This window comes from Comamonas nitrativorans, from assembly GCF_042654765.1.
In the GTDB taxonomy this organism is placed as follows: domain Bacteria; phylum Pseudomonadota; class Gammaproteobacteria; order Burkholderiales; family Burkholderiaceae_C; genus Comamonas; species Comamonas nitrativorans.
In genome coordinates this window covers 19,527-32,960 of sequence record NZ_JBHSEW010000010.1, presented here as the reverse complement: position 1 = coordinate 32,960, position 13,434 = coordinate 19,527, and the positions used below count along the sequence as shown (strand labels likewise).

Below are 13,434 nucleotides of genomic sequence, written 5' to 3'. Positions count from 1 at the left end.
TCTCGTTCTTCTCTCAAACGCCTTGCTTGAGCGAGGCTTCAATGAAGATGTCCAGGTCGCCGTCCAGCACTTTTTGGGTGGCCGAGACTTCGACGTTGGTGCGCAAATCCTTGATGCGGCTGTTGTCCAGCACATAGCTGCGGATCTGGTGGCCCCAGCCCACGTCGGTCTTGGTGTCCTCCAGCTTCTGCTGCTCTTCCATGCGCTTGCGCATTTCGTAGTCGTACAGGCGCGAGCGCAGGCGCTGCCAGGCCACGTCGCGGTTGCTGTGCTGGCTGCGGCCATCCTGGCACTGCACGACGATGCCGGTGGGGATGTGCGTCAGGCGCACGGCCGAGTCGGTCTTGTTGATGTGCTGGCCGCCCGCGCCGGATGCGCGGTAGGTGTCGGTGCGCACGTCGGCGGGGTTGATGTTGATCTCGATGGAGTCGTCGATCTCGGGATAGACGAACAGCGAGGCGAACGAGGTGTGGCGCCCGCCCGAGCTGTCGAAGGGCGACTTGCGCACCAAGCGGTGTACGCCGGTTTCGGTGCGCAGCAAGCCGTAGGCGTATTCGCCTTCGATGTGGATGGTGGCGCTTTTGATGCCGGCCACGTCGCCCGGGGTTTCGTCATCGACGGTGGTCTTGAAGCCCTTGCGTTCGGCGTATTTCAGGTACTGGCGCAGCAGGATGCTGGCCCAGTCGCAGGCTTCGGTGCCGCCCGCGCCCGCCTGGATATCGACGTAGCAATTGAGCGGGTCGGCTTCCTGGCTGAACATGCGGCGAAACTCCAGCTCCTCGATCAGGGGCTGGAGCTTGGCGGTTTCCGCCTCGATGGTGAGCAGGCCGGCCTCGTCGTCTTCCTCGCGGCTCATCTCGAACAGCTCGCTGTTGTCGGCCAGTTCGGTGGTGAGCTTTTCCAGCGTCAGGACGACGGCATCCAGCGATTTTTTTTCCTTGCCCAGTTCCTGGGCTTTTTTCGGGTCGTTCCAGATGCTGGGGTCTTCTAGCGAGGCATTGACGGTGCGCAGGCGTTCAAACTTGGCATCGTAGTCAAAGATACCTCCGTAAGTCCTGGGTGCGCTCACTCAGGTCTTCGAGGGTGTTGCCGATGTGGTTGATGCGTTCTGCTTCCATGGTGGTGTCCTGTATTTTTTGAGCGGGAAAAACAAGGGCTGCGCAGTGCAGCCCGAATAAAGCTATTGGGGGGCGATTTTCGCACGCCCGGCCGGGTTCTACTAATGGAACAAGAATAATAGCTGTCAGCGCTTGCTGTATAAGGGGTTGAGGCGCTTTTGTTCTAAATCAGAGTTCCTCTACGTGCCGAGCCGGGTAACTGTCCCAGCTTTGGCAGCCGGGGCAGTGCCAGAAGTGCTGGCGGGCTTCAAAGCCGCAGGCGGCGCAGCGGTAGCGCATCAGGGGGCGGCTGGCGTGTTCCAGCGCTTGCAGCACGGCGGTGGGCGGGGCCTTCTCGCCTTGGGTCGCCAGCCATTGGTGGGCAATGGTCAGCGATGGTTCTTTTTCCAGGTGGCGCAGCAGCCAGCCCTGGCTGCATACGCAGTCATCGGCCGTGCAGCGCTGCCCGTCCTGGCCGTCGGGGTCGGCGCCCAGTTGCACCAGGGCCAGCACGACATCCAGGGAAGGCGCCTGGGCGTAGCGCTGGCGCAGCAGTGCAATGGCCGGGCCTTCACGGCCCGTGGCGCCGGCAATCTCCAGCAGCAGGGGCAGCGCCAGCGTCAGGCCCTGGGGGGCTTGCGCGGCCAGGGTCGTCAGGCTGCTCCAGGCCGCATCGGCGGCGCCATCGCGAAACTGCACCCGAGCCCTGTCCAGCCACGGGCGCGGTGCCGTGGGGGCGGTGGTGCAGGCCTGCTCCAGCAGTTGCAAGGCCGGCCCTAGCTGCGCCTGCTGGGCCAGGGCGGCGGCTTCTTCGCACAGGTAATGCGACAGGCGTTGGCTGAAGTCCCCTTGGCCGCTTTGTTGCAGCTTGCGCACGATGGCGGCCGCCTGGGGCCAGTCGCGGGCGCGTTCGTAAATACTGAGCAACGCCAGGCGGGCATCGGCCTCGTAGGGGGTGGCTTCCAGGCGGCGCAGGGCTTCTTCCGCGCGGTCGAGCAGGCCGGCTTTCAGGTAATCCTGGGCCAGGCCGTGCTGGGCCCGCTGACGGTCGGCATCGCTCAGGTCGGCGCGTTGCAGCAGGTGTTCGTGTACGCGCACGGCACGGCTGTATTCGCCCCGGCGGCGAAACAGGTTGCCCAGGGCAAAGTGCAGTTCGGCGGTATCGGGGTCGTTCTGCATGGCCTCGATGAAGGCATCGATGGCCTTGTCCTGCTGTTCGTTGAGCAGGTAATTCAGGCCCTTGAAGTAGGCCTTGGGCGCCTGCTGGTTCTCCAGGCGCATCTGGCGCATGTCCATGCGCGAAGCCAGCCAGCCCAGCACAAAGGCCAGGGGCAGGCCCAGCAAAATCCAGCTCAGATCAAAGTTCATGGAGGGGCACGGGTAAGGGAGAGGCGGTGGCCTCGTTCGCGGTTGCCGCGGGTGTGGTAGCCGCTGCGTTGGCCTGCTGGCGGGCCTGCCACCAGCGCGGCAGCATGACCAGGATGCCCGTGACCAACCCCAGACAGAAGGCGGCCAGCACGATCAGCACCAGCGGGGCGCTCCACTGCTGGCCGAAAAACCAGTGCACGACGGCGATGTGCTGGTTATTCAGGGCAAAGGCGAACAGGGTAAAAAAAATGGCTGCCTTGAGCAGCCATACGAGGTATTTCATCGCAAGCCCTTCCTTGGAACAAGGGGGCATTTTAGGCTGCGTGATGAAAGTCCACGGCTTCGCGCAGCGCCTTGCCCGGCTTGAAATGGGGCAGGCGTTTGGCCGGCACTTGCACCGATTCGCCGCTGCGGGGGTTGCGGCCGGTACGTTCCGGGCGGTGGTGGACGGTAAAGCTGCCAAAACCCCGGATTTCAATGCGTTGGCCGCGTACCAGAGCATCGGTGATGGCGTCTTGCAAGGCCTTGACGGCTTGCTCGGCATCGCGTTGCATCAAAAACGGCAGGAGGGCAGCAAGTTCTTCAACAAGGTCAGAGCGGGTCATGGCAGGAAGCGGACGGAAACGAACGAATGAGAGACTGCAAAAAGGCGGCGTGGATACTGCGCGAACATCGTGTAACGCAGTGCCGCAATAGGCAACGGGCGCTGGTGAAGGCGCCCGTTGTTGTCAGGACAAGGCTGCAAGAAAATGCAGCGCTTGCCTTTTCGTTCCTGGATTACTTGTCGGCGTCCAGCTTGGCACGCAGCAGGGCGCCCAGGCTGGTGGTACCGGCGTTTTCCTTGGAGGCCTGGGCCGACAGGCTGGCCATGGCTTCCTGCTGCTCGACGTGATCCTTCTGCTTGATCGACAGTTGGATGTTGCGGCTCTTGCGGTCCACGTTGGTCACCACGGCGGTCACTTCGTCGCCTTCTTTCAGGACGCTGCGGGCATCTTCCACGCGGTCTTGCGAGATTTCGGAGACGCGCAGGTAGCCCAGGATGTCTTCGCCCAGTTCGATTTCAGCGCCCTTGGCGTCCACGGTCTTGACCTTGCCGGTCACGATGGAACCCTTGTCGTTCACCGTCACGAAGGTGGTGAAGGGGTCTTGGTCAAGCTGCTTGATGCCCAGGGAGATGCGCTCGCGCTCCACGTCCACGGCCAGCACGATGGCTTCGACTTCCTGGCCCTTCTTGTAGTTGCGCACGGCGGCTTCGCCGGTTTCGTTCCACGACAGGTCGGACAGGTGCACCAGGCCGTCGATGCCGGCAGCCAGGCCGACGAACACGCCGAAGTCGGTGATCGACTTGATCGGGCCCTTCACGCGGTCGCCGCGCTTGGTGTTCTGGGCAAATTCCTGCCAGGGGTTGGCGCGGCACTGCTTCATGCCCAGGGAGATGCGGCGCTTGTCTTCGTCGATTTCCAGCACCATGACTTCGACTTCGTCGCCCAGGCTGACCAGCTTGTTGGGGGCCACGTTCTTGTTGGTCCAGTCCATTTCGGAGACGTGCACCAGACCTTCGATGCCGGGTTCCAGCTCAACGAAAGCACCGTAGTCGGCGATGTTGGTGACCTTGCCGAACAGGCGGGTGCCCGAGGGGTAGCGGCGGCCCACGCCCATCCAGGGGTCGTCGCCCATTTGCTTCAGACCCAGCGAGACGCGGTTCTTGTCGGTGTCGAACTTCAGGATCTTGGCGGTGATTTCCTGGCCGGCAGTCACCACTTCGGAAGGGTGACGCACACGGCGCCAAGCCATGTCGGTGATGTGCAGCAGGCCGTCGATGCCGCCCAGGTCGACGAAGGCACCGTATTCGGTGATGTTCTTGACCACGCCCTGCACGATGGCGCCTTCCTTCAGGGTTTCCATCAGCTTGGCGCGTTCTTCGCCCATGGAGGCTTCCACCACGGCGCGGCGGCTCAACACCACGTTGTTGCGCTTGCGGTCGAGCTTGATGACCTTGAATTCCAGGGTCTTGTTTTCGTAGGGGGTCAGATCCTTGACCGGACGGGTGTCGATCAGCGAGCCGGGCAGGAAGGCGCGGATGCCGTTGACCAGCACGGTCAGGCCACCCTTGACGCGGCCGCTGGTGGTGCCGGTGACGAATTCGCCGGATTCCAGCGCCTGCTCCAGCGACAGCCAGGAAGCCAGACGCTTGGCGGTGTCGCGCGACAGCACGGTGTCGCCGTAGCCGTTTTCGATCACGCCGACGGCAACGGATACGAAGTCGCCCACTTGGACTTCGATTTCGCCCTGGTCGTTCTTGAATTCTTCAATTGGCACGTAGGCTTCGGATTTGAGGCCAGCGTCCACGATCACAAAGTTTTGATCGACGGCAACCACTTCGGCAGTGATTACTTCGCCAGGACGCATTTCGGTGCGTTGCAGGGATTCTTCAAACAGGGCGGCAAAAGATTCGGACATGTGTTTCCTTGTTCGCTTGGGAAGCAGGTTTCCGGCAGCACTATTGCTGCACGTTTTTAGGACTGCCAGCGATCGGGTTGCAGAAGGATTTCTGCGGGGTGAAAGTGAAAAACCGCAAGCATCTGCCTGTGCCGTGGCACCTGGCAGACACCCTGCGGGCGGGGGCTTTAAACGGCAGATTCCTCTGCCGCAAAAGGCTGGCGCTGTTGCCACCAGGAAAGCACCTGTTGTACGGCCTGTTCGACCGTGCGCTCGGCGTTGTTGTCCCAGTGCAAAGCATCTTCGGCAGGCTGCAGGGGGGAGGCGCTGCGTTGTGTATCGCGGGCGTCCCGAGCCTGCAAGTCGGCCAAAAGGTCGTGCATATTAGCAGAAAGACCTTTATCTATCAATTGTTTAAAGCGCCGCTGGGCGCGGCACTCGGCGCTGGCGCTCAGGAAAACCTTCAGGGGCGCATCGGGGAAGATGACGGTGCCCATGTCGCGCCCGTCGGCCACCAGGCCGGGCAGGCGGCGGAAATCGCGCTGCCATTGCAGCAGCGCCTGGCGCACGGCCGGGAAGGCGGAGACGCGCGAGGCGTTCATGCCCGCTTCCTCGGTGCGGATGGCCAGGCTGATGTCCTCGCCGTTCAGCAGCACGCGCTGGTCGGGGGCGAACACGATATGGAGCGTGGCGATCAGGGCGGCGATCCGGTCAGCCTGATCGGCTTGCAGCGCAATGCCGGCGCGGCTGGCGGCCAGACCGGCGATGCGGTACAGCGCCCCGGAATCGAGCAGGGCAAAGCCCAGGCGCTGCGCCACCAAGGTTGCCACGGTGCCCTTGCCCGAGGCCGTGGGGCCGTCGATGCAGATCACCGGCGCGGGGGCGCCGGGCTGCACCAGGGCGAACAGAGCCTCGAAATAATCGGGGAAGGTTTTGGCGACGCACTTCGGGTCCTGGATGCGCACCGGCAGCCCCGCCGGATTGAACGCGGCCAGCGAAAAGCACATGGCGATGCGGTGGTCGTCGTAGGTGTGGATGCTGGCGGCACGCCAATCTTCGGGTGCGGCGGGCGGGGTGATGCGGATGAAGCCGGCACCTTCTTCCACCAATGCGCCCAGCTTGCGGGCTTCGGCGGCCATGGCGGCGATGCGGTCGGTTTCCTTGACGCGCCAGCTGGCAATGTTGCGCAGGGTGGTGGTGCCGTCGGCGTACAGCGCCATGGCGGCCAGGGTCATGGCGGCGTCCGGGATGTGGTTGCAGTCCAGGTCGATGGCCCGCAGCGGCCAGCGGCCCCGCGCTACGTGCAGCCAGTTGGGGCCGCCGGTGATCTCGGCCCCCATGGCGCGGGCGGCTTCGACGAAGCGGATGTCGCCCTGGATGGAGTCCAGGCCCACGCCTTCGATTTTTATGCCATTTTGGCCTTCAGCACTTGCTGCAATTGCGCCAAGTGCTATGAAATAACTGGCAGAAGAGGCATCCGCCTCCACATGGATGCTGCCCGGCGACTGGTAGCGGCTGCCTGCCGGGATGACGAAGCGTTGCCAGCCGTGGTTTTCCACGCGAATGCCGAAACGCGCCAGCAATTCCAGCGTGATGTGGATGTAGGGCTTGGAAATCAGTTCGCCCACCACGTCGATGGCGATGGCCTGCGGACTCGTACTGGCCAGCAGGGGCAGGGCCATGAGCAGCGAGGTCAGGAACTGGCTGGAGACATCGCCGCGCACCTGGATGGGCGCAGCGCCCGTACTGCCCAGTTGGCGGAAATCGGGCTGGCCGATGCGCAGCGGCGGAAAACCTTCGTCGCGCAGATAGTCGATTTGGCAGCCCAACTGGCGCAGCGCATCCACCAGATCGCCGATGGGGCGCTCGTACATGCGCGGCACGCCGGTCATCTCGAAGCTGCCGCCCAGGATGGCCAGGGCGGCGGTCAGCGGACGCATGGCCGTGCCGGCATTGCCCAGGAAGAGCTGGGCGCGGGCGTTGTTGGGCAAGGCGCCGTCGATGCCGGTGATCTGCACCGGCTGGCCGGGTGTGACCTGGCGCGGGGTGACGGTGCAGCCCAGGGCGTGCAGGGCATCCAGCATGACGCGGGTGTCGTCCGAGTCGAGCAGGTCGTGGATGGTGGTGGTGCCGGCGCTCAGGGCGGCCAGCAGCAGCACGCGGTTGGAAATGCTTTTGGAGCCGGGCAGTTGCACGCTGCCGCCAGCGCGGGCCAGATGGGGGAGGTCGAGAAATTCGGTGGTGAACATGCCGTCAATCGTGGGAGGGCAGCCCGGCAGACGCGGGGAGGCCGGGGGCTGCCGGGGCGGTAAAGCATTGGGCGCGGGCGGCGCTGGCATGCTCGATCATGGTTTCCAGGGCGCTGGCATCGCTGGCTTGCAAGGCGCTTTCAAAGGCTTGCAGCGCCTGGCGGTAGTGCTGGAGCTGGTCGAGTACGCCGCTGCGGTTGGCGTGCAGGATGTCGCGCCAGATGTGGGCATCGGCCGCGGCAATGCGCGTGAAGTCCTTGAACCCCGGCCCGGCCAGTTGCAGGTAATCCTCGCCGTGCAGCTGGCCGGTGATGCTGTGCATCATGGCAAAGGCCAGCAGGTGCGGCAGGTGACTGACGGCGGCAAAGGCTGCATCGTGCGCCTGCGGGCTCATGGTGGTCACTTCGCAGCCCAGGGCCAGCCAGAGCAGCTGGGCGCTGTGCAATTGGGCGGTCAGGGTGCGCTCGGTGGGGGTCAGCACCACTTTGGCGCCCCGGTAGAGGTTGGCGTCGGCGTGTTCCACCCCGGCCAGCTCCTTGCCGGTAATCGGGTGGGCGGGCACGAAGCTGCCCAGTTGCTGGCCCAGTGCGGTGCGGGCGGCCTGTACCACGTCGGCCTTGGTGGAGCCGACGTCCATCACCAGCATCTGCGGCGTGATCAGGTGTTTGATGGATTTCAGCGTGGCCCCGGTGGCGGCCACCGGCACGGCCAGCAGCACGATGTCGGCCCCGGCCACGGCCAGCAGGGCCGAGGGCGCCTCCACGTCGATCACGCCCATCTGCCGGGCGCGTTCGGTGGTGGTGGGCGATTTGCTGTAGCCGACCACGCGCTTGACAAGGCCCGCCTTTTTCAGTGCCAGCGCAAACGACCCGCCCATCAGGCCGCAGCCGATCAGCCCCAGTTGTTCAAACATCGCGTGTCCTTTTCCTTCTTTCTTAGAACGTAAACACGTTCTTATGCCGCTGCCGGGTAGGTGCCCAGCTGCTTGTAGAAGGCGCTCAACTGCTGCAACTCGGCCAGCGCCTGGGCCACGTGGGGCTGGGCGGGGTGGCCTTCGATGTCGATGTAGAAGTAATACTCCCACTGCCCAGTGCGGGCCGGGCGCGATTCGAAGCGCGTCATCGAGACGCCGTGCTTTTTCAGCGGCACCAGCAGGTCGTGTACCGCGCCGGGGCGGTTGGGCACGGAGATGATGAGGCTGGTGTAGTCCTTGCCCGAGGGTTCGGGCGTGGCCAGGGTGTGTGGCAGGCAGATGATGGCAAAGCGCGTGCGGTTGTACGCCTGATCTTGAATTGCGTGGCTGACGATGTGCAGGCCGAACTGCTGCGCGGCCCGTTCGCCCGCAATCGCGGCCCAGCCGGGGTTCAGCGCGGCCAGGCGGGCGCCTTCGGCGTTGCTTTCCACCGGGCGGCGTTCTGCATCGGGCAGGTGCTTGGACAGCCACGCCTGGCACTGCGCCAGCGCCTGCGGGTGGGCCACGACCACGTCGATGTCCTGCAGGCTGTTGGTGCTGCGCATCAGGTTGTGGCGCACCAGCAGGCTGACCTCGCCGACGATGTGGCAGGGCGTGTGCAGCAGCATGTCCAGCGAGCGGGTGACCACGCCTTCGGTCGAGTTCTCGATGCCGACCACGCCGTACTGGGCGCTGCCCGCCGCCGTGGCGTGGAACACTTCCTCGAAGCTGTTGCAGTACATGAAGTTGGCCGCGCCGCCGAAGTATTCGATGGCTGCCTGCTCGCAAAAGGTGCCCTCCGGCCCCAGCACGGCCACGCGCTGGGGCGCTTCCAGCGCCAGACAGGCGGACATGATTTCGCGCCAGATGGCGGCGACGTGCGCCCCCTTGAGCGGGCCGGGGTTGGCGGTTTTGATCTTCTCGATCACCTGGGCCACGCGGTCGGGGCGGAAGAAGGTGGAGCCTTCGCGCTTTTTCACCTCGCCGACCTGCTCGGCCACGCGGGCGCGTTGGTTCAGCAGGTGCAGCAGCTGGTGGTCGAGGCTGTCGATCTGGTCGCGCAATTGCGCCAGTTCAGGGCTGGCTTGCGGGGTGGTGGTCATGGTCTCTTTTCTTTTTTAATAGCTGTTTCCGCAGGATATATAAGGTTTTCAGATATGAATGATGCTGAAATCGTTGTATTGCCTGCGGTAGCAGCTCTTTTATTTAAAGAATGCAGGGCAGTGCCTCAGGCGCCGGTGCGCTCGAACTCCTGCATATAGGCAATCAGCGCCTGCACTCCGGCGATGGGCATCGCGTTGTAGATGCTGGCCCGCATGCCGCCCACGGACTTGTGGCCCTTGAGCTGCAACAGCCCGGCGGCCTTGGCCCCGGCCAGGAAGGCATCGTTGCGGCTGGCATCGCGCAGCTGGAAGGGGATGTTCATGCGCGAGCGCCACGCCGGGTCGATGGCATTGACGTAAAGCTGCGAGCCGTCCACGTAGTCGTAGAACAGCTTGGCCTTGGCGATGTTGCGCTGCTCCATGGCGGCGATGCCGGTCAGCTCGCCCTCGCGCTGGCGCTTGAGCCACTGGAAGGTCAGGCCCGCCATGTAGATGCCCCAGGTCGGCGGGGTGTTGAACATGGAGTTGTTCTCGGCCACGGTCTTGAAGTCGAACGCGCTGGGCGTGATCGGCAGGGCGTGGCCCAGCAGGTCTTCGCGCACCACCACCAGGGTGACGCCTGCGGGGCCGATGTTTTTCTGCGCCCCGCCAAAGGCCAGACCGACGCGGCTCCAGTCCACCGGGCGGGAGGCAACGTGCGAGGAAAAGTCGATCACCAGCGGCGCATCGCAGCCCAGAGCCTGGAGGTCGGGCAGTTCGTGAAACTCCACGCCGTCGATGGTTTCGTTGCTGCAAATGTGGACGTAGCTCGGCTTGTCGGACAGTTGCCAGTCCCGGGGCGCGACGGGGCGGGTGAAGTGGCTGTCCTTGCCCGTGGCGGCCAGATGGGGCTGGGCGTATTTAGCCGCTTCCTTGAGGGATTTCTGGCTCCAGCTGCCGGTGACGACAAAGTCCACCACGCCGCCGCGCGAAAGGTTCATCGGCACGATGGCGTTCTCGGCAATGCCGCCGCCCTGCATGAACAGGATTTTGAAGTGGGCGGGAATCGCCAGCAGCTCGCGGGCGTCGGCCTCGGCCGCTTCGTAGATGCTGATGAACTCCTTGCCCCGGTGGCTCATCTCCATCACACCCATGCCGCAGCCGTGCCAGTCGAGCATTTCGGCGGCGGCTTGCCGCAGGACTTCTTCAGGAATGGCGGCCGGGCCGGCAGAAAAATTGAAAGGGCGGTTCATTTTTGGATAAAAAAAGTGGTAAAAACTTAGTGCTGACAAGCGTTGGCAGCTATCGAAAATCCTGCATCACTCGGCGGCTGGCGGGGTGTTTTCACCCTCTTCGGCAGCCGTGCCTTCAGCGTCGCTGTCGGGGCCGCTTTCTGCATCGTTTTCCGCAATACGCTGCAGGCCGGAGAGCTTGGCGCCTGCGTCCAGGTTGATCAGCGTCACGCCCTGGGTGGCGCGGCCCATCTCGCGGATTTCCCCCACGCGGGTACGCACCAGCACGCCGGTGTCGGTGATCAGCATGATTTCATCCTCGGGGGCGACCAGGGTGGCGGCGACGACCTTGCCGTTGCGCTCGGACTGCTGGATGGCAATCATGCCCTTGGTGCCGCGCCCGTGGCGCGTGTATTCGCGGATATGGGTGCGTTTGCCATAGCCGTTTTCGGTGGCGGTCAGCACGCTTTGCGCATTGCTGTCCTGGGCTTCGGCGCCAGCGGCATCGGTGTTGGCATCGGAAATGGTCTGCGCATCCTCGCTGGCGTCGGCCACCAGCAGGGCGATCACGCTTTGGCCGTCTTCGATATTCATGCCGCGCACGCCCCGGGCGTTGCGGCCCATGGGGCGCACGTCGTTTTCGTCAAAGCGCACGGCCTTGCCGCCGTCGCTGAACAGCATCACATCGTGCTGCCCGTCGGTCAGCGCCGCGCCGATCAGGTAGTCGCCTTCGTCCAGGCCGACGGCGATGATGCCCACCTTGCGCGGGTTGGAAAATTCGGACAGCGCCGTCTTCTTCACCGTGCCCATGCTGGTGGCCATGAAAACGTAGTGGTCTTCGGGGAAGTTGCGCATCTCGCCCGTCAGCGGCAGCACCACGTTGATCTTTTCGCCCTCTTGCAGCGGGAACATGTTCACGATGGGCCGCCCGCGCGAGTTGCGCGAACCGGCGGGCACTTCCCAGACCTTGAGCCAGTACAGGCGCCCCCGGTTGGAGAAGCACAGAATCCAGTCGTGCGTGTTGGCGATGAAGAGCTGGTCGATCCAGTCGTCCTCTTTCGTCGCCGTGGCCTGCTTGCCGCGCCCGCCGCGTTTCTGGGCGCGGTATTCGGAGAGGGGCTGGCTCTTGATGTAGCCGGTGTGCGAAAGCGTGACCACCATGTCGGTGGGCGTGATCAGGTCTTCGGTGGACAGGTCTTGCGCACTGTGTTCGATGGTGGAACGGCGGGCGCCCAGCTTGGTCTGGCCGAATTCGGTTTTCAGCGCGGTCAGCTCCTCGCCGATGATGGTGGAAACGCGCTCGGGCCTGGCCAGGATGTCCAGCAGGTCTTCGATCACGGCCATCACGTCCTTGTATTCGGCCACGATCTTGTCCTGCTCCAGCCCGGTCAGGCGCTGCAGGCGCATTTGCAAAATTTCCTGGGCCTGGGTATCGGACAGGCGGTACAGGCCATCGTCCTGCATCCCGAACTCGCGTTCCAGCCCTTCGGGGCGGTAATCGTCGGCACTCACGACGGCGCCATCTTCGCGGGTACGGGTGAGCATCTGGCGCACCAGCTGGCTGTCCCAGCCGCGCTGCATCAGCTCGGCCTTGGCCACCGGCGGCGTCGGGGCGTTGCGGATGATGGCGATGAAGTCGTCGATATTGGCCAGTGCCACGGCCAGACCTTCCAGCACGTGGCCGCGCTCGCGGGCCTTGCGCAGCTCGAACACCGTGCGGCGCGTGACCACTTCGCGGCGGTGCTGCAAAAAGACCGAGATCAGATCCTTCAAATTGCACAGGCGCGGCTGCCCGTCGATCAGGGCCACCATGTTCATGCCGAAGGTGTCCTGCAGTTGCGTTTGCTTGTACAGGTTGTTCAGCACCACCTCGGGCACTTCGCCGCGCTTCAGTTCGATCACCAGGCGCATCCCGGACTTGTCCGACTCGTCCTGGATATGGCTGATGCCGTCGAGCTTTTTCTCGTGCACCAGCTCGGCCATGCGCTCCTGCAAGGTCTTTTTGTTCACCTGGTAGGGCAGTTCATCGACGATGATGGCCTGGCGCTGGCCCCGGTCGATGTCCTCGAAATGCACCTTGGCCCGCATCACCACGCGGCCCCGGCCCGTGCGGTAGCCTTCCTTGACGCCGTTGATGCCGTAGATGATCCCGGCGGTGGGGAAGTCCGGTGCGGGCACGATTTCCATCAAATCGTCCACGCTGGCCTCTGGGTGGTGCAGCAGGTGCAGGCAGGCATCCACCACTTCGTTCAGGTTGTGCGGCGGAATGTTGGTGGCCATCCCCACGGCAATCCCGGCCGAGCCATTGACCAGCAGATTCGGCAGGCGCGAGGGCAGCACCGAAGGCTCTTGCAGCGAACCGTCGTAGTTGGGAATGAAATCGACCGTTTCCTTGTCGATGTCGGCCAGCATCTCGTGGGCGATCTTGGTCAGGCGGATTTCCGTGTAACGCATCGCCGCCGCGTTGTCGCCATCGACCGAACCGAAGTTGCCCTGCCCATCCACCAGCATGTGGCGCAGCGAAAACGGCTGCGCCATGCGCACGATGGTGTCGTAGATGGCGCTGTCGCCGTGCGGGTGGTACTTACCCATGACGTCACCGACAATGCGGGCACTTTTGCGAAAAGGCCGGTTCCAGTCGTTGTTCTGCTCGTGCATGGCATACAAGGCACGCCGATGCACAGGCTTCAAACCATCACGCGCATCCGGCAGAGCCCGCCCTACAATCACGCTCATGGCGTAATCGAGGTAGCTGCGGCGCATCTCCTCTTCCAGACTGATGGGCAGGGTTTCTTTGGCAAACTGGGTCATGGGGCGGCTTCTAGTTATGCTGTGACAGCGAAACGGTTAATTCTAGAGGGAATGGACTGTTGCTGTGCGGCCACACATTGATAAGAATGTTCAGGTGCTGACGATCTGCTGTTCATTGGTGCCGGTATTTTTTGACTTGGTGTGGCACAATTCCAACCAGCGTTCATCAGTGGTGGTCACTGATAACGTCCACGAATTTCGCGA

The 13,434-nt window shown here is 63.7% G+C and carries 10 protein-coding genes; all 10 read right to left on the bottom strand.

Translation table 11 applies throughout. The features are described from left to right. Positions 1-13: 13 nt before the first annotated feature. Positions 14-1,118, bottom strand: a protein-coding gene (gene prfB / locus ACFO3A_RS11760) for a peptide chain release factor 2 (protein ID WP_377726543.1) whose coding sequence is annotated in 2 segments (ribosomal slippage) — positions 14-1,036 and positions 1,038-1,118 — 1,104 coding nt in all. Because the reading frame shifts where the segments join, the coding sequence is not laid out codon by codon here. Between the two features lie 168 nt (positions 1,119-1,286). Then, positions 1,287-2,465 carry a lipopolysaccharide assembly protein LapB gene (gene lapB / locus ACFO3A_RS11755; protein WP_377726542.1) on the bottom strand — a complete coding sequence of 393 codons (1,179 nt, stop codon included), beginning with the start codon at positions 2,463-2,465 and terminating at the stop codon, positions 1,287-1,289. Continuing rightward, the gene (locus ACFO3A_RS11750) at positions 2,455-2,748 is read right to left on the bottom strand and encodes a LapA family protein (protein WP_377726540.1); all 294 of its coding nucleotides are present in this window, start codon (positions 2,746-2,748) and stop codon (positions 2,455-2,457) included. The genes lapB and ACFO3A_RS11750 overlap by 11 nt, the downstream gene beginning before the upstream one ends. 31 nt (positions 2,749-2,779) lie before the next feature. Next, the gene (locus ACFO3A_RS11745) at positions 2,780-3,070 is read right to left on the bottom strand and encodes an integration host factor subunit beta (protein WP_377726538.1); all 291 of its coding nucleotides are present in this window, start codon (positions 3,068-3,070) and stop codon (positions 2,780-2,782) included. A gap of 172 nt (positions 3,071-3,242) precedes the next feature. Next, the gene (gene rpsA / locus ACFO3A_RS11740; RefSeq protein ID WP_377726537.1) at positions 3,243-4,925 is read right to left on the bottom strand and encodes a 30S ribosomal protein S1; all 1,683 of its coding nucleotides are present in this window, start codon (positions 4,923-4,925) and stop codon (positions 3,243-3,245) included. A 167-nt stretch (positions 4,926-5,092) separates the two neighbouring features. After that, entirely contained in the window at positions 5,093-7,153 is a 2,061-nt protein-coding gene (locus ACFO3A_RS11735; protein ID WP_377726535.1) for a bifunctional 3-phosphoshikimate 1-carboxyvinyltransferase/cytidylate kinase, read from the bottom strand. A gap of 4 nt (positions 7,154-7,157) precedes the next feature. Then, positions 7,158-8,066: a prephenate dehydrogenase gene (locus ACFO3A_RS11730; RefSeq protein WP_377726533.1), complete on the bottom strand. Its 909-nt coding sequence runs from the start codon at positions 8,064-8,066 to the stop codon at positions 7,158-7,160. A gap of 41 nt (positions 8,067-8,107) precedes the next feature. Further along, complete coding sequence (gene pheA / locus ACFO3A_RS11725) at positions 8,108-9,208, bottom strand: prephenate dehydratase (protein ID WP_377726531.1); 1,101 nt, start codon at positions 9,206-9,208, stop codon at positions 8,108-8,110. Positions 9,209-9,333: 125 nt separating this feature from the next. Beyond that, positions 9,334-10,440 (bottom strand): 3-phosphoserine/phosphohydroxythreonine transaminase, encoded by a 1,107-nt coding sequence (serC, locus tag ACFO3A_RS11720; RefSeq protein ID WP_377726530.1) that lies wholly within the window; start codon positions 10,438-10,440, stop codon positions 9,334-9,336. 66 nt (positions 10,441-10,506) lie between these two features. After that, complete coding sequence (gene gyrA / locus ACFO3A_RS11715) at positions 10,507-13,230, bottom strand: DNA gyrase subunit A (protein WP_377726528.1); 2,724 nt, start codon at positions 13,228-13,230, stop codon at positions 10,507-10,509. Positions 13,231-13,434 lie beyond the last annotated feature (204 nt).